Genomic DNA, 25,716 nt, shown 5'->3' with positions numbered 1-25,716 from the left:
TGAGGGCAGACGCAGGGCCGGGTTCGCTCCCCGGCCCTGCGTCTGCGATCGGAGTACCGCCGCCCGCCGGAACACGTCGGCCACCCGGCGCGCGGGACCACGCCGACGGGGCGGGGCGACGCCCCCGGCGCATCGCGCCGGGGGCGCACCCGTCACCGGCGTCCGGTCAGCTCCGGGTCCACTTCTGGCTGTTGCTGCTGTTGCAGGTCGACAGGACCATCAGGGTGCCGTTGGCGGTGCCGGCGGCGTTGGGCGTCAGGCACAGCCCGGACTGCACGCCGGTGACCGTGCCGTCGGTGTTGACGTTCCACTGCTGGTTGGCGCCGCTGTTGCAGTCCCAGATGATCACCCGGGTACCCGAGGTGGTCCCCGAGCGTTCGGCGTCCAGGCACTTCGTGCCGTACACCTGGAGTTGCTTGCCGGCCGTCGTCGTCCACTGCTGGTTGGTGCCGCTGTTGCAGTCCCAGAGCGCGAGCTGGGTGCCGTTGGTCTGTGACTGCGACGGTACGTCCAGGCACCGGCCGGCGTTGACGTTGCGCAGCGCCGACGAGGTGCCGCCGCCCACTCCCGGGACGACGCTCAGGTTGTCGAACTGGGCGGTCTGCCCCTGGCTGGTGCCGAGACCGACGAGACCCGCGCCGAACGACGAGTCGGTGGCCGTGCCCACGGTCACCCCGTCGATGGTGGCGGTGATGGTGCTGCCCGAGAAGCCGAGCGCCAGGCTGTGCCAGCGGTTGGTGCCCAGTGCGGCGACCGTACCGCTACGCAGGGTGGTGAGCTGGTTGCTGGTGTTGTTGCGCAGGATCGACCAGTTACCGCCATCGGTCACCCGCAGGAAGTAGGCGTTCTGGGCGCTGACCGGGTCCAGCGTCTGGCTGCCCACCCGGCCCTCCACCTGGACGTAGCCGGTCTTCTCCAGCAAGGCGTCGGCGGAGACGGTGTAGTTGTTCCAGTTCAGGTTGCCACCGTAGGTGCTGGGGTCGGCAAGCGTCTTCCAGGTGATCGGCGCCATCGGGGAGGACTGGCGCAGGCAGATGCCGGACCGGCCGCCGCCGCACGCGGCGGTCTCGAACGCACCCTGGTTGTCCTGGAGGTACTTCGCCAGCTTGCCGACAGGGTAGCTGTCGAAGTCGTCGCTGTAGGGCAGGCTCAGTTGACCCTGCGCGGGGCTGGTCGCGGTGCCCTTGCCACCACCACCGGTGGTGGTGATCGTGTAGAGGTGGCCCGGCTGCACGGTCAACGAGTAGGCACCGCCGGACGGGGTGATGTCGGCGCCACGGACGAAGTGGTCGGCGGTGTTGTTGGAGTTCAGGTTGGTCGACCAGACGTGCACCGCACCGGTGGAGAGGCCGCCGGTGACGTTGAGGTTCAGCGTCTGCGCGGCGGTCGCGTCCATGGTCTCGATGACCGTGGTGTAGTCGGAGTTGTTCGTCGACTTCAACGACACGTAACTGCCGTTGTTGCGGACGCCGCCGAGGTAGCCGCCGGACGAGTCGAGGTACTTCCAGCCCGGCGCGGTGAACTGGCTGGTGTGCGCGAGCGTCCAGGCGTTCTTGCCGACCGCGTACCAGCCGGACCAGGGCTGGTTGGCAAGCATCAGCCCGACGGTGGCCCAGGGGATGTTCGTGGTGGTCGCGCCGATCAGGTTCCAGTTGATGTACGCGGTCATCTTCCCGTCGAGGTAGCCCCGGTTGATGCCACGCGCCAACGGCTTGGCGCCGTCGTTGTAGTCCTGCGAGCCGCCCTCGCTGTTCCACAGCGTCTCGCCGGTGGCGGTGGCGTTCGCCGACACCGTGCAGGTGGACTGCGCGGCCAGGTAGCCGCACGGGTAGTGGCCGCCGATCACGTCGATCGCGTTGCGCAGGTTCGCGTTGTTGACGGCCACGTTGGCCGGGTTCCAACTGCCCGGGTAGTCGTCGCCGAAGATGAGCTTCACGCCGCCGTAGCCGTTGTTGTTGAGCGCGGTCCGCAGGTTGATGGTCCAGTTGGCGTCGTACTTGCGCTCGTTCTGGGCGGCGGTGAGGTAGTCGAGGGTCAGGTTGTGCTGCTTGGCGCAGCCCAGCCAGGCCAGGTGGTAGTCGATCGAGTCCTGGGACATGAAGGTGCCGTTGCCGATCCAGCCCGGTGCGCCCCAGGCCAACCCGACGAGCTTGATGTTCGGGTTGCGGAGCTTGGCCTGCTCCATGATCCACCACTCGTAGCCACGGTTGCAGTCGAGGTCACCGCGGAAGTGGGAGTGGCTCGGCTCGGCACCGCTCGTGGAGTTGGTGTCGCCGCCGATCTCCACCTTGAGAATCTGCAGGGACGCGCCGTAGTTGGGCTTGAACAGGTAGTCCAGGATCTGACCACGCTGCGGCTCCGGGTAGTCGATCAGCAGTCGGCTGTTGCCGCCGCCGCCGCTGACCGCGCCGACGCCGTCGAACGTACGGCCCCCCGACGCGCCGTTGATGGTGATGGAGGTGGCGGCCCGGGCTGGCTCGGCGAACCCGCCGACCAGGCCGCTGGCCGCCAGCACGCTGCCGGCGACCAGGAGCGGCAGGGCTGTGGGGCGGCGGAGGAACCGGGTGATTCCTGACATGAGTGGTTCTCCTTCGGAACGACTCGACACCGTGGACCCTCGTCACACCGCTGCGACGGTCCACCGGCTTGATGGTTGGGGGGTCGGCGCGGGACTCAGCGGGGGTGCCGGGGGGTGCGAACCGGTGACCCACCCGGGGCAGAGCCGCCCGCCAGGTCGAGAATCCGGCCCGCCCGTCAGAACGCCGCATGGACGACGTGATCAACCCACAACATCGACGAAAGTCGATAGAAGGTCATCATACGTCATACCCGTGATCGTGCAAGATGGTCGCCCCGGGCGACCAAACACCGGATGGAGCCGCCCTGATCGCCGCCGACCCGCAGACGCGGCAGTGGTGGCAGCTGACCGGCCCGTGTCAGGAGTCGCTCGCCAAGGCCGGTCGGGGGACTTCTGGGCTCCGATGCGCGAGGTCTGGCACCTGCCGGACGGGGCCGCCCGCACCACGTCCGGGTGGCCGACCCTAGGGATCGGCCACCCCGACGTCGAAGCGGTCCGGTGGTCAGCTGGCCGTGCAGGTCGGGGTCACGCCCGCCGCGCTGCCAGTGCCCTGGAAACCGAACTCGGTCGACTGGCCCGCACCGAGCTGACCGTTGTAGTCCACATTCGTGAACCGCACCGTCCCGGAGGCACCACTGGCCGTCGCCGACCACGTGCCCGTCACACTCGTACCACCGGGCAGCGGCACACTCACCGTCCACCCACGCGTACCCGAGGAACCCGCGGTCACCTTCACCGTGGCCACGAAACCACCCGTCCACGAGTTCAACGACACCGACGCCGCACACCCGCCGGTTGCCGGCGGAGTCGTGACCGGTGGCGTCGTCGGGTTCGGCGGCGTCGTCGTGGGGTTCGGCGGTGGGGTGGTCGGATTCGGCGGGGTCGTCGTCGGATTCGGCGGCGGCGTGGTGGGGCTGGCGCTGTCGAAGCCGAGGAAGCGGACGGCCTGGGCGGCGTCGAACGGGATGGAGTGGCCGTACCCCTGGAAGCTGATCGCCTCCACCGGCGGCGTGCCACCGGTGCCGCCGTAACGGGTCCGGGTGGCGCTGGTCTGCGGGTAGTCGGTGGAACTGGGGGTCTGGGACACGCCGAGCACGTTGGTCCACTGCTTGACCTGCTCGCCGAAGTTGACATAGCTCAGCGTGGTGTCCGTGGTGCCGTGCCAGATCTGCATCCGGGGCCGCTTGCCGGTGTAGCCGGGGTAGGCGTTACGCACCAGATCGCCCCACTGCTGCGGGGTCTTGACGATCCGTCCGCCGGAACACTCGCTGTTCCACTCCGAGCCGTTGGTCGTGGCGAAGCAGCCGAACGGCACGCCGGAGGAGCTGATCCCGGCGTGGAACACGTCCGGGTAGACGCCCGCCATCACGTTGGTCATCATGGCGCCGGAGGAGAACCCGATGACGCCGATCCGGCTCGCATCGACCGGATAGCGGCCCCGGACATAATCGATCATGGACTTGAGGCCGACGGGGTCGCTGCCGCCGTCGCGCCGCAGGGCCTGCGGGGAGGAGACGTCCCAGCACTTGCTGCTGCGGGTCACCGACGGGTAGATCACGATGTAGCCGTAGCGGTCGGCGAGGGAGCTGAGCCCGAAGGTGGAGTGCACCGCCGGGCCACTGCCGGTGCAGTAGTGCAGTGCCAACAGCAGCGCGGGCCGGGCCGCCACCCGATCCGGCACGTAGAGGTGCATCTGGAGATTTGTCGGGTTGGTGCCGAAGTTGGTCACCTGGGCCAGCGTCGCGGCCGACGCCGGGGTGGGGGCCGTGACCACGGCCGTCATCGTCGCCAGGGCGCTCGCCAGCGCGGCGGCCAGCAGGGTGATTCGTGATCTCATCGACGGTTCCTCTGTCGGAAGTCGGAAGTCGCCGGACGACGTGCCCGGCCCGCGCCTCGACTCCGCCGACGGACAGCGGTCCGACCCGGCAGGCGACGGCCCGGATCGATGTACGTCGAGCCGGTCGGGTGGCCGTGGACCGTCGGCCCGACCCGGTGTCCCCGGGTCGGGCCGACGGCGTAACTCAGCTGGCGGTGCAGGTGGGGGTCATCCCCGCACCACTGCCGTTGCCCTGGAAACCGAACTCGGTCGACTGACCCGCACCGAGCTGACCGTTGTAGTCCACATTCGTGAACCGCACCGTCCCGGAGCTACCACTGGCCGTCGCCGACCACGTGCCGGTCACGCTCGCCCCACCCGGCAACGTCATGCTCACCGTCCAACCACGCGTACCCGAGGAACCCGCGGTCACCTTCACCGTGGCCACGAAACCACCCGTCCACGAGTTCAACGACACCGACGCCGAGCAACCCGACCCACCCGGCGGCGGAGTCGTCGGGTTCGGGGGCGTGGTGGTCGGGTTCGGCGGGGTGGTGGTCGGGTTCGGCGGGGTGGTCGTCGGGATACCCGTGCCGGAGTTGAGGGCGTTCAGCACGGCGTCGTACGCCGGCTTCTTGTTGCCGTTGCAGTCGAACAGCAGGGCGTTGTCGGAGCCGCGCCACGAGTCGCAGTCCCGCACCCCCCACACGGTGATGCCGGTGCACCGGGAGACGGCCATGCAGGCCCGGGTGACCCCGGCGTAGACGTTGGCCTGGTTGCCACCGGTCATCACGTCCAGCTCGGTGATCTGGACGTCCACACCGAGATCGGCGAAGCGCTGCAGGTTGGCCTGGTAGTCACCGGACAGCGAGGTGCCCAGGTGCGACTGGAAACCCACGCAGTCGATCGGCACGCCACGGGACTTGAAGTCGCGCACCATGTTGTAGATGCCCGTCGACTTCGCGTTGATCCCGTCGGTGTTGTAGTCGTTGTAGCAGAGCTTCGCGCCCGGGTCGGCGGCGCGGGCGGCCCGGAACGCCGCCTCGATCCAGTCGTTGCCGGTGCGCTGGAGGTTCGAGTCACGACGCCCGCCGCTGTTGCCGTCGGCGAACGCCTCGTTCACCACGTCCCAGGCGTAGATCTTGCCACGGAAGTGGGTGGCGACCTGGGTGACGTGGTTGATCATCGCGCTGCGCAGCGCGCTGCCGGACATGCTCTGCGCCCAGCCCGGCTCCTGCTGGTACCAGAGCAGGGCGTGCCCACGCACGCTCATCCCGTTGGCCTGGGCGTGGCTGACCAGCCGGTCGCCGCCGGTGTAGACGAACCGGCCCTGGCTCGGCTCGGTGGCGTCCCACTTCATCTCGTTCTCGGCCACGACCGAGTTGAACTCGCGGTTGAGAACCGTGGTGTAGGTGCTGGTGGACAGCTTGCCCGTCGCGACCGCCGCACCGAAGTAGCGGCCCTTCTCGGCCGCCGCCGCCCGCAGGGTCGTCCCGGCGCTGGCGGCAGGGGCCATCGCCAACGTCATCCCGACGGTGAGTGCGCCGGCGACGGCGAGTGTCGCCGTCGCTAGCAGGGCTCTCTTGGGTCTCATGTCGCATCCTTTGCAATGTGGGTGCAGCGGTGGTGGGGTGCGGGATTCCACTTCCGGCGGTGGGCTGCGCCGGTCGACGCGGATCGCCGCGCGGCCAACGACTGCGGATGTCGACGAAACCCTCGCCGCAGTCCACCCTGGCCCTCGACGCCGGTGACCTCGACACCGCGACCGGAGCCCGGGTCGGCGAGAGGATCGCCCGGTGGTGGGGACAGTGGAACGCCGCCCGAAAAGGGAGCCATGATCCTCCTCCACAGAGGAAACCGGGCCGGCCCCGGCGAAATGTCCAGCCCCTACGCGTACGGGACTGGTCGCGCCGTCACCGACATCTGCTGATGGGAATCCGATCCGACGTCCCGCATGCCCTGGGGGGACGTCGTGATCCGAGGTTCGACCAGCACGGCTCGCCCGGTGAGCCACAGGTGTGGTTGTCCTCGACATCGACTGTGAGCGATAACATGTCATTCGTCAAGTCGTAACGAAGCGAGCCAGGCCGATCCATGGACCACCGTCGCCGCCGGGCCGGGCGGGCCGTAGAGTCTCTCGCCGTGATCGAGATCGGCGCCCAGATCGACCTGCTCCACCCCGCCGACCGGGTCTGGCGTGCGGTGACCGATCCGGCGCTGCTCGCCCGATGGTTCGCCGAGGCCGAGGTGCATCCCGGGCAACCGGGCCGGTGGCTGGTCCACACCGCCGCGCTGCCCGGCTTCGACACCGACGTCGAGGCCGAGGGCGTCAACCGGCGGGAGCCGGAACTGATCGTCGTACGGTGTCATGAGGGTGCCCGGACCAGCCTGCTGACCTGCGCCGTCACCCCCACCGGTGCGGGCTGTCGGGTGCTGGTCCGGGAGACGGTTGAGCACGGTGACTGGCCTGCCGAGCAGGGTGCGCGCCGCGAGGAATGCTACCGGCAGGCGCTGGCAGGCAGGCTGCCCGCCCTGCTCGACTGGCTGGCGTTCCGCCAGGTCGACCTGCGGCAGGACAGCGCCGCCCCGACCGCCGTACTGCCGGTGGCCCTGATGGCCGACGTGGGCCGGACGCCGGCCCGTCGCCGCGCCACCGGGACGGTCGCCGGGCTGGGCGCGACGGCGTTGGCCCTCGGGCTGGCGGGGTGGGTCCTGTTGCCCGGAGAGCCGCCCGCCGACCCCGGGTCGAGTCCGGCGTCCCCGCCGGTCGGGTCCACCGCCACGCCCCGCCCGTCCCGGTCCGCTGCGGCGGTGCGCCCGACGCCGAGCAGCACACCGACCACGACGCCGAGCAGCGCCCGGCCGAGCCGCACCCCGTCGGCGGCCCCGTCGAGGACCCCCGCGCCGACTCCCCCGGCGGTCGGCGCGCTGGACGCCCGCTACGAGACCGTGTCGACCCGGGTCTTCGGTTACACCGGCGAGGTGGTGGTCGACAACCCGGGTGGGACGCCGGCCGCGGACTGGACGGTGCGCGTCACCCTGCCCCGGGGCAGTTCGGCCGCCGAGGTGAGCGGGGCAGACTGGCAGCAGGACGGGCAGTCGGTCACCTTCACCGGGCCGGCCGTCCCGGCGGGCGGGTCGCAGGTGATCCGGTTCGACGTCCGCACCGCCGACCCGGTCACCAAGGCTCCGGCGGGCTGCACCGTCGACGAGCACCCCTGTGCCGGCCTGTGAGCTGACGCCGGCCGGAGCGGTGAGGCCGCCGGCTGCGCTGCCGGCCGGTCAGTCACGTCGCCGGCGACGCTGCCGGCCGGTCAGTCAGGTCGTGGGCGGTGCGGTGCTCTCCCGGACGGTGAGGGTGGTTGCCAGCTCCAGCCGGACCTGGGTGGTCCGCTCCCCCCGCCCGAGCGCGAGGGCCAGCTCGGTGGCGGTGGACGCCATCTCGACCAACGGCTGGTGCACGGTGGTCAGCGCGGGATCGACCAGGGCGGCCATCGGCAGGTCGTCGAAGCCCACCACGCTGAGGTCGGTGGGGATCCGCAGCCCCAGCGCCCGGGCGGCCTGGTAGACGCCGAGCGCCTGCAGGTCGTTGCAGGCGAAGATCGCCGTCGGGCGGTCGGGGCGACGCAGCAGGTCGAGCGCTGCGGCGCGACCGTCGGTGGGGTTCAGGCCGGTGTGGACGAGCAGGTCGGCCTCCATCGGCAGACCGGCCGCATCGAGGGCGGACCGGTGGCCGTCCAGCCGGGCGCGGCAGCACAGGACGTGCTCCGGGCCGCCGATCATCGCGATGCGTCGGTGGCCGAGCCCGATCAGGTGGCGGGTGGCCGACCGGCCACCGGCCCAGTTCGTCGCGCCCACGAAGGGCACGTCCTCGGGCAGTTCGGTGGTGGGGTCGAAGACCACGAACGGGATCCCTCGGGCGCGCAGCCGCTGGTGCTGCTCCGCATCCAGTTGGGCCACCATGACCAGGCAGTCCGGCCGGCGGGAGAGGGTGTCGTCGATCCAGTACCGGATCGCGTTGCGCTGCGGCCCGAACTCGGTCAGTACGACGCCGACGCGGTGTCGCCGCGCCGCCCGTTCGACGCCCCGGATGATCTCCAGGCCCCACATGTCCTCGATCTCGTCGAAGACCAGCTCCATGATGTTGCTCCGGGTCGCCGGGGCGGTCCTGCGGTAGCCGTGGTGACTGATCGCCGCCTCGACGCGGGCCCGGGTGTCCGCCGCGACACCGGACCGGCCGTTGATCACCTTCGACACGGTCGGCACCGACACGCCTGCCGATTCGGCGATCGCCGCGATCGTCACCGGCCTGGTCGGATCGACGAACGCCGCCAGGTCTCCGCCCGACGTACCCGACTCGACGTGCCCCAACCCGGCCTCCTCGGCGGTGACAGCGGCTGCCGGTCGCGCCCGGCATCGCCACGTGACCGGGCGCCGGCATCGTTCAGGGACCCAGAATAACCTGACCGCCGCCCGCCCGACCCGGCGCAGGAGTCAGATACGTACCAGAAACTTTCCTTCTGTTCTCGATAGAACACGGGGTGACCGCCGGGCGGACAGCGGAGGCATTCGGGGGCAGGCTCGCCAGAACGGACTTCTCCACCCCGGCCCGCCCTCCCATTGACGCACATCGACCGATACTTGTAGGGTCTGCGACGGAAACTTTCTGGAGTGGGGCTCCGATCGTTTCCAGGCGGGAGCCTCGCCATTTCTCGCGGACGCCCCGGGCAGCGTCCGCACCCGCCACGTCCCGGCCGGGCCGTCGGACGACCACCCCACCCGCGCAACCCGGTTCTCCCGGTGGCGCTGGTGGGTGCCCGACCCGATCCGGTCGACCTCGGCACCGGCCGGGATGGCCCGGCCGGTGAGACCTTCGACGACCCACACCAATCCGGTGCCACCATGGCGAGGAGTTCCCTGATGAGTTCCCAGAACGTCCGAAGAATGCGCCAGCGGGCCGGCCTGCTGGCCGGTGCGCTCGCCGCGCTGCTGCTGGCGGGCCTGATGGTCGCCGGCAACGCGCAGGCCGCCGCCGGCTGTCGCGTGGCGTACACCGTGCCGTCGCAGTGGCAGGGCGGCTTCACCGCCGACGTCAAGGTCACCAACCTCGGCGACGCGGTCAACAGTTGGAGCCTGGCCTGGACCTTCCCGGCCGGCCAGCGCGTCACCCAGGCCTGGAACGCGACGGTCACCGCCTCCGGCAACGAAGCGACCGCCAAGAACCTCAGTTACAACGGATCGATCGCCACCAACGGCACGGTCTCCTTCGGCTTCAACGGGTCGTGGTCGGGCAGCAACCCCGTACCGACCTCGTTCACCCTCAACGGGGTCGCCTGCACCGGGAGCGTGGGCGGCACGCCGACGCCGACCGCCACCACCGCTCCGCCGTCCCCGACGCCGACCACCTCCCCCTCGCCGTCACCCTCGCCAGGTGGTGACGCGATGGCGACGGTGGCCGCGATGCAGCCCGGCTGGAACCTGGGCAACACCCTCGACGCCATCCCCGACGAGACCTCCTGGGGCAACCCGCTGACCACCCAGGCCCTGCTGCGCCAGGTGCGCTCGCAGGGCTACAACAGCATCCGGATCCCGGTGACCTGGACCGACCACACCGGACCGGCGCCGACCTACACCATCGACCCGGTCTGGTTGGCCCGGGTCCGCCAGGTGGTCGACTGGTCGCTGGCCGAGGGCTTCTACGTGATGATCAACCTGCATCACGACTCCTGGCAGTGGATCAACGGCTATCCCGGTGACCGCACCACCGTGCTGAACAAGTACAACGCGCTGTGGACCCAGATCGCCGGCACGTTCCGTGACCACTCGGCCAAGCTGGTGTTCGAGAACATCAACGAGCCGCAGTTCACCGGCACCTCCGACGACGCCCAGGGCGACGAGGTGCTGCGGGAGCTGCACCTGGCGTTCGTCCGCCTGATCCGCCAGTCCGGCGGCGGCAACGCCACCCGGCTGCTGGTGCTGCCCACCCTGTACACCAGCGGCGAGCAGGCCCGGATGGACGCGCTGAACACCACGATCAGCCAGCTGCGCGACCCCAATATCGCCGCGACCATCCACTTCTACGGGTACTGGCCGTTCAGCGTCAACATCGCCGGCGGCACCCGCTACGACAGCAACGTCGAGCAGGACCTGGTCGGCACCTTCGAGCGGGCCCGCACCTCCTTCGTCGCCCGCGGCATCCCGGTGATCATCGGTGAGTGGGCGCTGCTCAGCTACGACTACACCCGGCCCGGCATCATCGAACGCGGCGAACTGCTGAAGTTCTTCGAGGCCGTCGGCTACAACGCCCGCATCCGCAACCTCACCACCATGCTCTGGGACGCGGGCTCGTTCCTCGAACGCAACACCCTGCAATGGCGGGACCAGGGCATCTACGACCTGATGAAGGCGAACCTGACCACCCGCTCGGCCACCGCGTCCTCCGACCAGGTCTACCTGCCCCGCACCGGCACCATCACCAGCAAGTCGCTCACCCTGAACCTCAACGGCGTCTCGTTCCAGGGACTGCGGCAGGGCAGCACCAACCTGGTCAACGGCACCGACTACACCGTCTCCGGCAGCACGCTCACCCTGACGGCGTCGGCGCTGACCCGACTGGCCGGCAACCGCGCCCCGGGGGTCAACGCCACCATCGAGGCCCGCTTCTCCGCCGGCGTGCCGTGGCGGATCAGCATCATCTCCTACGACAAGCCGACCCAGTCGGCGGCCACCGGCACCACCGGCTCGTTCGCCATCCCCACCCAGTTCCGCGGTGACCAGCTCGCCACCATGGAGGCCAAGTACGCCGACGGCAGCGGCGCCGGACCGGCCAACTGGACCTCCTACAAGGAGTTCTGGACGCACTTCCAGCCGGACTACAGCGCCAACACCATCCTGCTGAAGCCCGAGTTCTTCGCCGAGGTCAACGACGGCCCGGTCACGCTGACCTTCCACTTCTGGAGCGGCACGCAGGTGACGTACCGCATCACGAAGTCCGGAAGTACGGTCACCGGCAGCCCGGTCTGACCGTCGAGGGGCGACGCGGCCGACCGGGCCGCGTCGCCCCTCCCCCCGTGACAGCGGCGCTACGAACGGCTCAGTGGGGCCTCCGTGTCGAGTCGGGACAGCTTCTGCGGGTTACGGACGGCGTAGACCCGGGTGATCCGGCCGTCGGAGATCACCAGGCCCGCCACCGTGTCCAGCACACCGCCGACGTCGAACCGCACCGCCGGCCCCCCGTTGAGCCACGTCGGCCGGGCCACGAAGTCGCCGGCCAGCCTGGCCAGCCCGCCGAACAGCGCCGCCACCCGTTCCGCGCCCTCGACCGGTCGCCGGGCCGCCGTGACCACACCACCACCGTCGGAGACCACCACCACGTCCGGCGCGAGCACCTCCAGCAGCTCCCGCAGGTCGCCGCCGCGTACCGCGGCAAGGAACCGCTCGACGACGATCTCCTGCTCGGCCCGGCTCACCCGTATCCTCGGTCGCCGGGCGGCCACGTGCTCCCGGGCGCGGTGGGCGATCTGCCGGACCGCCGCCGGGGACCTGCCGACCGCCGCCGCGATCTCGTCGTACGGCGTCTCGAAGACCTCCCGGAGCACGAACACCGCCCTTTCGACGGGCCCCAGGGTCTCCAGCACGGTCAGCACCGCGAACGAGACGCTCTCGGCCAGCTCGACGTCATCGGCCACGTCGGGGCTGGTCAGTAGCGGCTCGGGAAGCCACTCGCCGACGTACTCCTCGCGTCGGCGGGCCAGCGTCCGCAGCCGGTTGAGCGCCTGCCGGGTGACGATCCGCACCAGGTACGCCCGGGGGTCGCGGACGTCCGCCCGCACCGGCCCGCCGAGGGCCGCCCACCGCAGCCAGGTCTCCTGCACGACGTCCTCGGCATCGGCGGCGGAGCCGAGCAACTCGTAGGAGACCGTGAACAGCAGACTGCGGTGGGAGACGAACGGGTCGTCGTTCATGCCGCCGGCACCGCGCTGTCCGGCAGGGCCCGGGGCGGCAACGGCGGCAACCCGCACGACGCGGCGAAGCCCTGGGCCTCGATCCCGAGCGCGAAGTTCGTCCGCGCGAACTGGTTGGCCAGTGCGATCCAGGCGGTGAGTTCGACCATCCCCGCCGCCCCGAGCCGCCCCAGCAGCCGGGCGGAGAGCGCGTCGGTGACGGTCGGCGGGGTCTGCGTCATCGCCTCGGCGTACTCCAGCACGTCCCGCTCCAGCGGGGTGAAGGCGTCCGACTCCCGCCACCGGGGCACCTGCCGCGCCTTGGCCACGTCGAGGCCGTCGTCGTATGCCTGGAAGTACCCCAGGTCGAGGCAGAACGTGCAGCCGATCTGGGCGGCCACCGCCATCTGCGCGTACGACTTGAGGTTCTTGTCGCAGGCCTTCCACCTGCTGGACTTCTGGCCCAGGCCGAGGCTGAACCGGAGCACCGGCCGGTGGTGCCACATCACTTCGAGGGGGCCGGCCACGTCGCCGAACATCTTCCGGCTGAACGTCTTCAGCACCGCGCCGTAGAGGCCGGTGATCTCGGCCCTGGGAACCCTGGTGTGGCTGCTCATGTCGCCTCCTGGTCGGCTGGTCTCGCCATGGAGACACCGGCCGGCAGCTTCGTGTGACAGTTCGGCCGCGGGTCGTCAGGGCAGCCAGGAGGCCTCGGCCAGCGCCCGCGAGGCCGCCTCCTCGTAGACCGCCAGCGCCAGCCAGGACTCCGCGAACGCCTGCCCGTCGTCGTCGGTGAGCCGTCCGAAGGCGTCCCGGGGACGGGCCCGTGCCGCGTCACCCATCGCCGCGAGCAGGTACGCGCCGAGATCCAGCCGGGCCAGCCGCCGGCCCTGCACCACGGGGTCGGCAAGCACCTGGATCACCCGGCCACCCGAGACGACCCGCTCCACCTGCCGACGCAGCAGTCCCAGCGCGGGATCGCCGAGGCGCGGACGCGCCACGGAACCGCCCTGGCCCGGGAGCCGACCGCCCGGCAGCGCCGGTGCCGGACCGCCTGCCGGTCTGAACTGGCTGGAGTGCAGCCGGTCATAGCCGAGGTCGGCGTGGCCCGCCCAGCCCTCCGGCAGGACGAGCGCCGGCCCGTCGACGGACGTCGGCCCCACGGCGAGCGCCTGGACCGTCGCCCGGCGGGTGGGATCGAGCCGGCCCACCAGACGCAGCTCCGCCCCCACCGCCTGCGCCAGCAGCCGCAGGTTGTCCCGGTGCGGCAGGGCGGTGTGCTCGTCGGCGACGGTCAGCGTCAGGACCGCCCCGTCGCCGGTCGCGACGAGGACGGTGTGGTCGTGCCCGCCCAGCACCCGCACGGTCAGGAAGAGCAGATCAGCCCCGGCCGGGCGCTCCGGTACCGGCAGGGTCGCCGCGCCGAAGGCCCGCCGTACCTGGTCGGACAGGGGTTGCGCCCACAACCCGGCCAGGGGTTCGTCGGCCCAACCGGCACCGGCCGCCCGCACCGCCCGGACCGCCCGGCCGGCACCCAGTTGCCCCGACTCCGACGCGGTGCCGCCGGACACCACAAGCCCGGCCCGGGTGAGCTGCCGGTGACTCAGCCCCGACTCGCCCACCGCCACCGTCGCGTCACCCGCGCCGACGGCCCGTCCCACGTCCCCCGGGGCGAGATCGGCGACCGTCCACAGCCGACCGGCGCGGTCCGCCAGGTAGGTGACCACCCCGGCGTATCCGGAATCCGTCACCACGGGCACCGCGCAGAGCCCGTACAGGCGCAGGCCGTCCTGCGGGTCGTAGGCCCGTCGGGCGGTGCCCAGCAACGACCCGAGTTCACCGGCCGGCGCTACGGTCCCGCGCAGCCGACGGGACACGGCCAGCAGCTCGCGCAGGTCGTCGGTCAGGTCGGCGAGCCGGTACTGCGGCTCGGCCGCCCGGGCGGCCCGCAGTCCCGCCGCGACCCGGGTGCCGGACGCGGCGGCGCGGTGCAGACCGTTGGCCCTGGCCTCGTGCACGGCCCGCAGCAGGGCGGTCCGCAGCACGACCCCGCAGCCGACGGTCCCCGCCCCGAGCACGGCCACCGCCACCTGCCACAACCCGTCGGCGGCGATCCGCTGCCGCTCGGTGAACTCACTGCGCGAGGTCACGCCGTCCACCGCCGGAGCCGCGCCACCTACCGCCGCAGCCGCACCGGCGGGAGGATCGGCGGCGGTATCGGCCGTCGCACCGGGCGCCGCACCGGCCGACGCACCGACAGGCGGGGCGACGGGCCGGCCAGCGGCCGGCGCTTCCGGCTCCGAGGGGGCCCGGTCGTCCACCGGGGCCAGGGCGAGCACCGCCATCCGGTGCAGGCAGTGCGGGGCGAGCAGGCAACTGCACCGGGCGTCGGCGGCGCTGCGTACCACCCCCTCGACAGTCACCAGGGTCACCGACGTCGCCTCGTCGACCCGGACCGTCACCCCGTCGGCCGTGCCGGTGACCGGCCAGCCGCTGGCGCGGGCGACCGCGTCGTCCACCTTCCGCCGCAGCCGGGCGGGCAGCGCGTCCAGCGCCTCGGCCAGCACCGGTGCGGTCACCGCCGGCAGGCCGGTCATGGACGTACCTGCTCCCCGACCCACCGGGCCAGCTCCAGCGGGCTCAATGCGGCGACCGGCATCCCCGCCGCCACCAGCTGACCCGCCGTCGACACCGAGTACCGGGGCCGGCCGGTGTCGTCCAGGCTGGCGCAGCCCAGCACCTGGCAGCCCGCCTCGACCAACGCCCGGGTCTCGGCCAGCAGTCCACCCATCGGGAACCCCTCCTCGAAGTCGCTGATCACGACCACCATCGTTCGCTGCGGAACGGTGACCAAAGACCGGGCGTACCGCAACCCGGCCGCGATGTGGGTGCCCCCGCCGACGCTGACCTCCAGCAGCAGGGCCAGCGGGTCGTCCACCCGCTCGGACAGGTCCACCACCTCGGTGGAGAAGGCGACGAAGTGCGTGCTGAGCGCCGGAACGCCGGCGAGCACGGCGGCGGTGAGCGCCGACCAGATCACCGACTCCTCCATCGAACCGGAGACGTCGACGACGAGCACCAGCCGCCAGTCGACCCCCCGGCGGGCCCGGGTCCGGAACACCGGCCGCTCCGGCACCAGCATCACCCTGCCCTGCGCGTCGCGGCGGACGGTCGCCAGGTTGGCCCGCAGCGTCCGGGGCAGGTCCAGCGGCCCGCCCGGCCGGTAGGTGGGGCGGGGGGTGGTCAGCCCGGTCAGCGCCGGACGCAGCCGGGCGGCCAACTGCCGGGTCAGCTCCGCCACGATCCGGGCCACCAGCGGGCGCAGCCGCGCCACCGTGGACTCCGGCAGCCCACCGGCGAGGGTGAGCAGGTCGCGGAGCAGCTCGACCGACGGGCGCACCGCCGCCGGATCGAGCTCGGTGACCGCGTCCAGCCGGCCCGCCTCGACGGCCCGGGCCAGCACCTCCTCCCGTACGCCGGGGCCGAACAGGGCGGACAACTCCTGCGCCCACTCCCGTACGCCAGGGAAGGACGCTTCCCGGCCGGCACGACCGGCCGCCTCGGCACCGGCCCCTTCGCCCCGGCCGGCACCGTACAGCTCGTCGAGTGCGGTGGCGTACCGGCGGGCGCGCGGCCCGACCCGGGTGGACTCGCGGCCCAGCACGAGCCGCCACCTGTCGACGGTCGGGATCCCACCGGCCGGCGTCCGACGGGTGGCCCGCCGCGCCACGCCGGGAACCGCTGCCGGCAGGTCCGGTGACGGCTCCGCCGGAACGGGAGCAAGGAGGCCCTGCGCCAGGAGCGCCTCCCGGCCCGCCCGGTCGGCGCGCAGTCGGACCAGTAGGGCGTCCGGGTCGTCGAGCACCGCGATGTCGGCGGCCGGGTCGGCGTCGTCGAGCCGCTCCCGGACCACCTCGAGCAGCCGGTCCCGACCGGCCGGGCTGACCGCGTGGAAGCCGGCGCGCAGCGCGGGTAGCCGGGTGAGGAACTCCTCGTCGGGCAGGGTCTCGACCCGGTCGAGAAGCCCGCCCAGCACCTCACCGTTGGCCCGCAGCAGCGGTTCCGCGACGACAAGCAGCCCGGTCAGGTGGCCCTGGAGCTGCTGCCGCCCGGTGGGCGTGGTCGCGGTGTCCACCCAGGATGCGACGAGCCGTCCGAAGGCGGCCGGCTGCCGCAGTCCCGACAGGACCTGGACCGCCCCGGCGGCGGCGGCCATCAGCGGCGTGCCCCGGATGGCGAGCCGGGCCAGGCAGTCGGCCAGGCGCAGCCCCGCCCCGGCGGCGTCGGCCCGCTGGACGAGCGTGGCCAACGCCTCGGCGTCGGCCACGTCCTCGGTGCCGGCCAGACCGTCGACCTGCCGGACCGCCGCGTTCTCCAGCGCCTCGGCGACCCGGCCCAGTTCGCCCGCCGACAGCCCGGACCCGCCCGGCAGGTGGCCGAGGCGCAGCCGGTCGAGCAACGCCAACGCCGCGACCAGTTCACCGAGGGTGCCCTCCGCCGGCACCGTGACCGACAGTTCGGTGAGCCTGCGGGCGGCCAGCCCGGTCAGGTCGCACCGCGCGGCGTCCTCCAGCCCGACGATCACGGCGGCGACGGTCGGGCCGTCCTCGGCCCGCTCCCGCCGTCGCCGCTCCACCAGGGCGCCCTCGGCGGCCTGGCCGAGGGTCACCCCACGCAGCCCGGCCACCTCGATCGTCGCCTCGGTCCGGGGCGACCACTCCACCCGCCAGCGCGCGGTGACCGGGTCCACCCCGCCGACACCCGCGCCGCCGACCTGTTCGGCGTACGCGACGTCACAGACCACGAGCCGGTGCAGCGTGATCTCCCGCCGCCGGTCCAGGGCGGAACGGAGCGGGTCCAGCCGCAGCTCCCTGGCCGGGTCACCGGCCCCGGGCAGCCGCAACCGGACCAGCAACTCCCGTACCGCCGGGCCCAGTCCGGACCGGGGGGTGCCGGCAGCCAGCACCCCCCGCCGGTCCCCGACGAGCACCTGCTCCATCGCGCGGGCCACCGCCCGGCCCCGGCCGAGCACCTCACCGTGGGCCAGCACGCTCTGGATCGCCTCGACCAGTTCGCCCCGGCCCGGTGCGGGCAGGCCGCGCAGCCGGGCCAGGTCGAGCGCGAGCCGGACCGCCTCCCGGGCCTCGCCCGGACCGGCCGGGTGACCGGCCCGGCGGATCGCCGCGCAGACGGCCACCACGGCGGCCGTCGTCGCCGACTCGACGGCGGCCGGATCACCGTCGGCCGCCAGGACCGACTGCTGCCACTGCGGATCGCGGATGCCGGCCGGATAGCCCGACCGCGCGTCCAGCAACCCGAACGTGTACGGCACCAGCGAGGTCACCACCGACGACTGGCCGGCCGGACCGGCCGGCGGGCCGCCCGATCCGGTCAGCAGCGCCGGGGCGTGGAACGCGCCGACCAGGGCGGCGACCCGGCGCGGGCCCGCCTCCGCCAGGCACTGCCGCATCCGCGCCTCCCGCCGCAGGTCGAGGGCGGACACCCCGGCCCCCCGCTCGGCGTCGACGCGCAACGCCCAACCGACGGCGAGCGCCGCCCGGCGTACCGCCTCCGGGTCTGCGCCGGGCGCCCGGGCCTCGACCGAGCGGTCCCACAGGTCCTCGTCGGCCCGCCCGCTGCCCGCCGCGCGCAGCGCGTCCGCGAACGACCGGCCCGGCGTCGCGGCCCCGCCCGGCCCGCGCTCCCCCCAGGCCGCGTCGGCCAACGGCAGATCACACGGTACGACCGGAACCCCGTTACGGGCCGCCCACCGCACCGCGACCAGCTCCGGGGAGAAGTCGGCGAACGGATAGAACGCCGGTCCCCCGCCGTCGCCGACCACCCCGGCCAGCGCCACCGGGGCGGTGGTGGCCGGGTCCGCGAGCCACGGCAGCCACTCGCCCAGCTCCGGCGGGAGTTCGAGGAGCAGCACCTCGGGTCGGCACTCGGCCAGCAGCCGCGGCAGGGCCACCGCCAGCGCGGGCGAGTGGTGGCGTACCCCGATCAGGTACGGCCGCCGGTGCCCGGCCAACGCGGCGACCGCAACCGAGGGATCGACCAGCTCCGCGCCGGTCGGCGGTGCGGCCGGGGCAGACGGCCCCGGGGGCGTCGGCGGCCCGGCCGGGCCACGGGGCGCGGGCGGAGGCGGCGGCCCGGACGGGGGCGACGGGTCAGTCGGCGAGGACATCGCGCAGTTCCCAGAGTTGCCGCCACAGCCGGGCGCCGTCCTCGGCCCGACGCCGGACCGCGCCGTCCCAGTAGCCGAGCAGCTTGGCCCCGTCGGCGGGGTCGTCCTTGCGGACCACGCCGAGCAGATGCCCCGGCAGCAGCGACAACACGTCCCGGTCGCCGGGGAAGTAGGCCGCCGCCAAGGCCAGCGACGACGCGACCGCGACCGCCTCGGCGGTGCTCATCACCGTGGAGGGCCGCTCCACCTCCCAGCCCTCGACCGACCGCCCGGCCCGCAGGTCCCGGAACGCGGTGACAAGCGCCTCCAGCACGGCCTCGTCGACCGCGAACGGGGCGTGCACCCGCTCCAGCGTGGCGCGGGCCTGCCGCTGCACCAGGGCGATCTCCTGGGCCAGGTCGCCGATCGGGCCGACGGTCTCGAAGTTGAACCGGCGCTTGAGCGCGGCGGACATCTCCGACACCCCCCGGTCACGCAGGTTGGCGGTCGCGATAAGCGTGAATCCGGGCGCGGCGGGGACGGTGGCCCCGGCGGTGCCGGAGAGCTCGGGCACCGCGATCCGCCGATCGGACAGGATGGACACCAGGGCGTCCTGGACCTCGGGCAGGCACCTGGTGATCTCCTCCACCCGAGCCACCGCACCGGTACGCATCGCCGACAGGATCGGCGAGGGCACCAGCGCGGCGGCGCTCGGCCCGTGCGCCAGCAGCAGCGCGTAGTTCCAGCCGTACCGGAGCTGGTCCTCGGTGGTCCCCGCGGTGCCCTGCACGACCAGCTCGCTGCTGCCGCAGATCGCGGCGGCCAACAGCTCCGACAGCATCGACTTCGCGGTGCCCGGTTCGCCGACGAGCAGCAGGCCCCGTTCCCCGGCCAGGGTGACGACGCACCGCTCGACCAGGGCCCGTTCCCCGACGAACTTGGCGGCCACGGCCAGTGTGCGGGGCAGGTCGTCGCGGCGTGCCTGGCGGGGCAGCTCCAGCGCGGCACCGGCGCTGCCGACGATGAACGTGACGACCGCGCGGGGGGTCAACCGCCAGCCCGGCGGACGGGGCCCGTCGTCGTAGGCGGCGAGGAACGCCAGTTCGGCGGCGTGGGCGTGCTCGGCGGGTTGGACCTGGCGAGCCGCCGGGGTGGTCGCGGTGGTCATCGGCGCCCTTCCGTAACAAGATCGTCGAAGCGGGGTGCGTCGCCGTCGCCCAGTCGGGCCCAGGCGAGCGCGAACAGGCGGGGCGCGGGGGCGACCGGGGAGACGATGCCCAGGGCGGTCACCCCACCCTCGCCCCCGATCAGCAGCGGGAGTTTCCACCGCTCCAGCGGCAGCAGCGGCGCCTTCAGCGCCAACCAACCACCGGGCAGGAACAGCGACCGCCCGGCCCGGGGCCGCTTCGCCGCCACGACGTGCGCGGTCGCGGCCAACTCGGCGCGGGCCGCCTTGAGCCGGGCCGGCTTCCAGCCGGTCCACCGGGCGACGTTACGGTCGGTCGGGTCGGGCAGGGCGAGCAGTTGCAGGTAGAGCGCCGCGGCGTCGGCGCTCAGCCCGAGCGTCGAGGCGACCGTCGCGACCAACTCCGGGGCGGACCGGGTCGGGTCCTGCGCGAAGCCGTCGTCCATCGCCGGGACGACGTGCGACACCACCTCGGTGAGCTGGTCGCCGACCAGGGCCCGCAGCGCCGCGAGCACCCGCTCGTCGACGCGGTCGAGGCGGGCCCGCAGCACGGCCAGCGCCGGATCGTCCACGCCGGACAGTCGGGACGGAGACAACCGGACCTGGTGCCAGCGGGCCGACGGCGGAATCAGCACCGGGCCGACCTCGGTGCCCGCCGGGCCGGTAGTCGCCGGGAGGCCGAACGCGGCGGTGAACGCCGACAGCTTGTTGCCGTCGAGGTGGCCGACCGCGACGGTGCACCCGGGATCGGCCAACCGCGCCCGGACCAGTCGGGCGGCCACCGGCAACGCCGACCGGATCGGGTCGTCGACGGACAGGTGGTAGGCCAGCCACGGCAGCGTCCTGGTCAGCGCGATCAACGCGTCCTCGTCGTCGACGCCGGAGTCGGCACCGGCAAGCCAGTGGCAGGTGGCCGCGTTGGCGACCCAGTGGACCACCGTCGAGGCCGACAGCGGGCTGGCCACCTCGGCCCGGTGCGCCTGGACGATCAACTCGTCGGATACGGGTCGACGCCGCCCGTGCCGCCGGATCCACTCCTCGACGACCAGATCCTGCCGGGGTCCGTCGACCCACAGCGTCGCCGGGTCCTCCGGCACCAGCCGCCCCAGCAGCCCGGTGAGGCCCTGCCGGCCGCGACCGCCGGTGCCCCAGAACCGGGCCGCCGCGGCGGCGGCCGCCGTATCGGGCAACCCCAGGGTGGTACGCAGCTCGGCCGGGGCCTTCTCCCACACCAGCCGGGGCAGGCCCGCCAGCAGCAGCACCGCCTCGGCGTAGCTCATGCCCGCCGCCTCGGACAGTGCCTGGGCCCGTTCGGTGTGCCAGGGCACCGGCCCGTTCTCGCGGGCGAGCCGGACGAACTCGTCGAGCCGCTGCGGCGTGACGTCACCGGTCGGCAGGATCTCCTCCTCGGTGATCCGGAAACCGGCCACCGCCGAGAACTGCCCGGTCGGCGTCCAGTCGAGCACCTCGACCTCGCGGTCGTCGGTGTCCACGGCGAGCACCAGCAACCGCCGACCGCCCTCGGTCAGCACATGCCCCCTGACCTGATCGACCGGATGGGTGCCGTCGGCGACAAGGGTGGCCCGCCGCAGCCGGCTGCCCGGGGCGAGCAGCCCGGAGCGGGCGCACACCTCCAGCAGCGTCAGCAGCGCCTCGCGCACCTCGGACAGGCAGACCGGGGCCACCGCCCGGTACATCGCGGCCGGCAGCACCCCCAGCACGTCGAACCAGTCGAGGTCACCGTCCAGCTCGACCCGGGCGTCCGACGTCGGCCCGGTGCCGGTGAGCACGGCACCCGCCCGGCTGATCAGCCGCAGGGAGCTGTCCCCCGCGGCGTAGCAGTACTGGATCAGCCCGGCCAGCCCCTCGGCGAGCAGCCGGTCGACCGCCGGTGCCCCGGCCGGGGTCTGCTCCGCCGCCGGCAGGGCGTTGTCCTGCTCGCCGTCCAGCACGGCGGCCAACGTCCGCAGTCGTGCCACCTGCGCGGCGGCCCGGGTGACGAGGCCGGCGACCCCGGCGACGAGGGCGGGCGCGGTGAGCTGCGGAAGGTGCCGGCCGACCAGGGCGGGCACCTGCGCGGCGTCCAGGCCGGCCGCCTCGGCCAGCAGCGCACCGGCCTGCGCGTCGGTGACGACCCGCAGTGCCGCCGAGCCGGCCTCGTCGCGGGGCCGCAGGAAGTGCCAGAACTCCAGGGGCGGCACCAGCCGGGTGCCGGCGGCGAAGGCCGACCGCTCACCGCCGAGCTGGTAGCGACCGAGCAGGAAGCCGTCCTCGGCGCAGACCAGCAGCTCGCCGTTGGAGCCCCGGCCGTGGTGCAGCACTGCGAAGGTGGTGTCCGCGCCGGGGAACCGCACCGCCGCCGCCAGCTTTCCGTCGGGGCCGACACCCGCCGGCAGGGCGAAGGACCGGCCGTTCACGGCCTCACCGGCCCAGCCGCCGTCCACCGCGCGTCGGACCCGCCAGCCGGCCAGCCCGTCGGCCCGTCCCAGTGGGCTGTCGGACGACTCGGTGGGGCGCAGCCAGGACACCTCGGCGTCCAGGGGTCGACCGTCGACAGTGCCGTCCTCGAAGAACCTCGGCCGGGAGAACCGGCCCGGTTCGCCCGTCGCGGGGTCGTACTCCCGCCAGCCCAGCGGGTGGTCGGCGGCACGCACCCAGTAGGTGTCGCCGTCGCTGATCACCCGGCCGCCGGTCCGCTCGCCCCGGTCACCGACCCGCAACGGACGCTGGCCCAGGGTACGTCCCCCGCCGGGCAGCGGCAGCGACAGCTGTGGATAGATGGTGAAGGCGTCGTCGGCGAGGGCGAAGACGTCGTCCGGTGCGCCGCTCCAGTAGGCGGCCCGGTCCCGGCCCCGGTCCCAGCAGACAAGCAGCTGCCCGTCGACGTAGCGCAGCACCAGCCGCCACCGGTACCGGTTCTCGCCGGCCGGGATCCGCATCAGGTGCTCGTGTTCCACCCCGTCCGGCCCGGTCACCGACACCAGGCCGCCGGTGACCAGCAGCAGGTACGGCCACTGCCCGGTGAACTGGACGTCCGCCTCGGCCTCGCCGAGCCGTGCGGTAGCGGTGTCCAGGGCCGGCCAGCCGTACTCGTCGAGCAGACCGGACCGCAGCGTACGGCCGAGCACCGCGCCGAGGTCGTGGTCGACGAGTCGGCGTACCGCGTCGGGGTTGACGGCGAACCCGGTCGGGCAGGCGACGGTGCCGACCCGGTCGAGGTGGTGGTCGAGCGTCGGCAGCCCCTGCCGCCCGACGGCGTCGGCGAGCGTGTCCAGCCAGCGCCGCAGGGCCGTCCGGAGCCCGGGTACCGCGACGATCTCCTGCACCCGTGCCGTCGGGTCGCGCAGGTCGCGTGCGCCGGTCCGCAGGCGCCGCTCCACGCCCTCGACCAGCAGCGGCAGGAAACGCCTGTCGGCGGCGACGGCCACCAGGTCACGTCGGCCGGCGGTGTCGTCGGCCAGCCAGAGCTCCAACCGGTGCCGGACGTCGTCGGCAGGCTCCGCGACGGGCACCCCCAGCGCCAGGCAGGTGTCGAGCAGGTCGAGGTCCACGGTGTCGTGGTCGCGGCAGAGCGCGACAGGCACGCCGTCGGCCTTGAGCCGTCCCGCCATCCGGTCCACCAGGGCCAACAGCCCGGGGTGCCGCTTGCGGACCCGCCACGAACGGCGTTCCCGGTGCTCGTCGAACCGGCGCAGCCAGCCGGCGGGCCCGTCCGGCGACTCGGCCTCGGCGGGGACGCCGCCCGCCGGCCCGGTCAGCGCCTGCGTGGCACCGGCCGACTCCAGCACCTCCAGCCAGACGTCGTCGCCGCAGTGCTGGGGGGTCAGCCCGAGCAGCCGGCCGCGTAGGGCGGGGTCGGCTGCGGCCAGCCGGGCCAACGGCGCCCGGTAGGCGTTCCAGAACGCCTCCGGTGCCCGGTTGAGCGCGGGCGCGGCAAGCAGTTCGCCGAGCACCCGCTCGTCCTCGGTGGCCGGGTCCAGCCCGGCGGTGCGGGCCAGCCGGCGCAGGTCGGTGTGCATCGCCGCGTACGGCGGGAGGCCGCCCAGAGTGCGCTCCACGCACAGCCGCAGGAACATCGCGTACGCGTCGGCCGGGGCGCAGCGGGTCGCGAGGTCCCGGGCATGGCCGGAGAGCGCCTTGGCGGTCAGCGCGCCGGCCAGCGCGAACTCCAGGAACACGGTGTGCTGGCGGTCCTCGTCGATGGCCAGCCCGTAGGCGCGTTCCGCGTCCCGGGCCTTGCCGAACATGCTCGCCGCGTGGGTCACGCTGTCGGCGGCGAGGAACGCCCGGCCGGCCTCCTCGTAGAAGGTCGGCAGGAAGTGCGGCACCGACCGGGCCAGTCGCTCACCGAGGGCGTTGAAGCCGTCCTTCGCCGGGCCGACCCGGGACCTGGCCGTCCGGGCCAGCCGCTCGATCTCCTTGACCAGGGCCAGCGCGTGGTGCCCGTTGGTCGGGTCGTGGATCAGCGCCCACGCCGGGAAGCCGAGCGCCTGCCTGCGGACCACCCCGACCGGGGTCACCCGCTCCGGTCGGTCGAAGCCGAGGAACTCCATGGACAGGTCCTCGGCCTCGCCGAGCGCGTCGATGACCAGCCGGACCACGGTCCGGCCGGCGAGTGCCGGGTGGGCGTAGCGGCGGGCGGTCAGGGTGTCGGCGGTGTCGTCCTTGGCCACCACCGTGCCGGCGGGCAGCACCGCCCCCGCCTCCAACAGGTCCATCGGGTCGACGCTCACTTGTCCTCCTCCTGCTCTGCTGCCACGACCCGGCCGGCGTACAACGCGGCGGCCATCCGGGTTCCTTCCGACCAGGCCACCGGGCCGACCGTGCCCAGCGGCAGGGCGGTGCCGTGCCGGTCGGTGAAGACGAGGTCACCGGTCTCGGTCTCGTAGTACGGGTCGTCGGCGCCGACCCACGACCGGGCCTCGACGGTGTGGCCGTCCTCGACGATCCGGCACACCGCGTTGCCACCACGTACCGGGTAGCCGAGCTTCGTCGCGCGGGCCGTCAGGTGGCGCAGCTGGTCGTACCGGCCGCCGGCGTAGTCGCCGAACCGGGTCGCCGTCGGGTCGACGCCCGACCCCCGGACCCAGGTCTGCCGGAAGAGCTGGTCGACGGACTGGCGGACCTGGAGTTCGGCGGCGAACTCCCGCAGGTCGTCGAGGTCGTCGAGGGTGACCGGATGGGGGATGACGATCCGTCGGGCGGCCCGGCGGACGGAGTCGCCGTCGAGGTTGACCAGACCGACCTGGCCGTCGCCCACCTCGCGGAGCAGACCCACGTCGTCCGGGTCCCGGTGGCCGTCGTCGTCGAGCACCGCGACGACGAGGTCGGTGAGCGCGGTGCGCCATGCCTCGTCCGGCCACACCTCGGTCAGGACCGACACCGGCACCGGCAGCGAGCGCACCATCCAGCGTTCGATGTCCGTACGGCACTGGGCCTCGTGCCGGGTCAGCCACTCGGTGAGCTGTCGGAGCCCGACCACTGTCGGATCGTCACGCAGGGACGCCGGGACGGAACGGAGCTCCCGCCCCTTGGCGTTCCGGGCGATGACATCACCGTCGCGGAGAGTGACCTGGTAGCCACCCGACGCCGCTGACCATCCCATGTGGACATCCTCATGATCGGCGAGTAGAGACACCGGAGGCTAGCCCACCCGGGCGACAGAAACGGTGGCCGTCCCGCCACCCGGCAGCGGGGCCGACGCCTAACCGATCCATGACTATTGGTGACGACCCTCGGGTCAAGAGGAGCCGCGCTCGACGAAACGGCCGTCGCCGGCACCGAGGAAACCGCTCCCCCGCCACCGATTTACTCCTGGTGAAGCGGGCCCCTCACGCCCGGAGGACCGCTCGCCATGCCACCCCGTGCCGGGAGGATGCGCACGGGCGGCCCGTTCACCGCCAGTGATGATTCTTACTCCGTCCGGGACGGCGGGAGCGGTGGGACGCCGGTGGTCGATGATGCCGGTGTGACGACCCCCGCCGTCCCCGTCGCGCCCCGACGACACCGGTGGGCGGTTACCGCGCT

General features: G+C 73.2%; 13 protein-coding genes. 2 read left to right on the top strand and 11 right to left on the bottom strand.

From position 1 onward, the window contains the following. Positions 1 to 166: 166 nt before the first annotated feature. From AC0AIB_RS11150 to AC0AIB_RS11140, 3 genes are all read right to left on the bottom strand, one after another. Entirely contained in the window at positions 167 to 2,578 is a 2,412-nt protein-coding gene (locus AC0AIB_RS11150; RefSeq protein ID WP_328347941.1) for a ricin-type beta-trefoil lectin domain protein, read from the bottom strand. A 502-nt stretch (positions 2,579 to 3,080) separates the two neighbouring features. Next, entirely contained in the window at positions 3,081 to 4,415 is a 1,335-nt protein-coding gene (locus AC0AIB_RS11145; protein WP_328347943.1) for an extracellular catalytic domain type 1 short-chain-length polyhydroxyalkanoate depolymerase, read from the bottom strand. Between the two features lie 184 nt (positions 4,416 to 4,599). Further along, positions 4,600 to 5,988: an endo-1,4-beta-xylanase gene (locus AC0AIB_RS11140; protein WP_465096547.1), complete on the bottom strand. Its 1,389-nt coding sequence runs from the start codon at positions 5,986 to 5,988 to the stop codon at positions 4,600 to 4,602. 548 nt (positions 5,989 to 6,536) lie between these two features. Here AC0AIB_RS11140 and AC0AIB_RS11135 point away from each other — a divergent pair. After that, complete coding sequence (locus tag AC0AIB_RS11135) at positions 6,537 to 7,628, top strand: SRPBCC family protein (RefSeq protein ID WP_328347948.1); 1,092 nt, start codon at positions 6,537 to 6,539, stop codon at positions 7,626 to 7,628. An 84-nt stretch (positions 7,629 to 7,712) separates the two neighbouring features. On the opposite strand, the gene AC0AIB_RS11130 is transcribed toward AC0AIB_RS11135, so the two are convergent. Then, positions 7,713 to 8,765 (bottom strand): LacI family DNA-binding transcriptional regulator, encoded by a 1,053-nt coding sequence (locus AC0AIB_RS11130; RefSeq protein WP_465096546.1) that lies wholly within the window; start codon positions 8,763 to 8,765, stop codon positions 7,713 to 7,715. 549 nt (positions 8,766 to 9,314) lie between these two features. Here AC0AIB_RS11130 and AC0AIB_RS11125 point away from each other — a divergent pair. Further along, on the top strand, positions 9,315 to 11,417 hold the full coding sequence (locus AC0AIB_RS11125) for a cellulase family glycosylhydrolase (RefSeq protein ID WP_328347952.1): 2,103 nt from the start codon (positions 9,315 to 9,317) through the stop codon (positions 11,415 to 11,417). Positions 11,418 to 11,476: 59 nt separating this feature from the next. Here the strand turns inward: AC0AIB_RS11125 and AC0AIB_RS11120 are convergent, their stop codons facing one another. The 7 genes from AC0AIB_RS11120 to AC0AIB_RS11090 all read right to left on the bottom strand — a co-directional run bounded on the left by AC0AIB_RS11120 (position 11,477) and on the right by AC0AIB_RS11090 (position 25,294). Further along, the gene (locus AC0AIB_RS11120; protein WP_465096545.1) at positions 11,477 to 12,358 is read right to left on the bottom strand and encodes an RNA polymerase sigma-70 factor; all 882 of its coding nucleotides are present in this window, start codon (positions 12,356 to 12,358) and stop codon (positions 11,477 to 11,479) included. Next, positions 12,355 to 12,954 carry a carboxymuconolactone decarboxylase family protein gene (locus AC0AIB_RS11115; RefSeq protein ID WP_465096544.1) on the bottom strand — a complete coding sequence of 200 codons (600 nt, stop codon included), beginning with the start codon at positions 12,952 to 12,954 and terminating at the stop codon, positions 12,355 to 12,357. Before AC0AIB_RS11115 ends, AC0AIB_RS11120 begins: the two co-directional genes overlap by 4 nt. Before the next feature lie 75 nt (positions 12,955 to 13,029). Beyond that, entirely contained in the window at positions 13,030 to 14,934 is a 1,905-nt protein-coding gene (locus tag AC0AIB_RS11110) for a hypothetical protein (protein ID WP_465096543.1), read from the bottom strand. Continuing rightward, positions 14,931 to 18,524 (bottom strand): DUF5682 family protein, encoded by a 3,594-nt coding sequence (locus AC0AIB_RS11105; RefSeq protein WP_465096542.1) that lies wholly within the window; start codon positions 18,522 to 18,524, stop codon positions 14,931 to 14,933. The genes AC0AIB_RS11110 and AC0AIB_RS11105 overlap by 4 nt, the downstream gene beginning before the upstream one ends. Next, positions 18,508 to 19,671, bottom strand: coding sequence for an ATP-binding protein (locus tag AC0AIB_RS11100; protein WP_465096541.1), 1,164 nt, complete (start codon positions 19,669 to 19,671; stop codon positions 18,508 to 18,510). Before AC0AIB_RS11100 ends, AC0AIB_RS11105 begins: the two co-directional genes overlap by 17 nt. Then, positions 19,668 to 24,422 carry a hypothetical protein gene (locus tag AC0AIB_RS11095; RefSeq protein WP_465096540.1) on the bottom strand — a complete coding sequence of 1,585 codons (4,755 nt, stop codon included), beginning with the start codon at positions 24,420 to 24,422 and terminating at the stop codon, positions 19,668 to 19,670. Before AC0AIB_RS11095 ends, AC0AIB_RS11100 begins: the two co-directional genes overlap by 4 nt. Next, entirely contained in the window at positions 24,419 to 25,294 is an 876-nt protein-coding gene (locus tag AC0AIB_RS11090; RefSeq protein ID WP_328347970.1) for a DUF4132 domain-containing protein, read from the bottom strand. Before AC0AIB_RS11090 ends, AC0AIB_RS11095 begins: the two co-directional genes overlap by 4 nt. Positions 25,295 to 25,716: the final 422 nt, after the last annotated feature.

It is taken from the genome of Micromonospora sp. DSM 43699, assembly GCF_055517075.1.
Note: the sequence above shows the minus strand (reverse complement) of the source record. Positions and strands in the feature narration are given on the sequence as shown.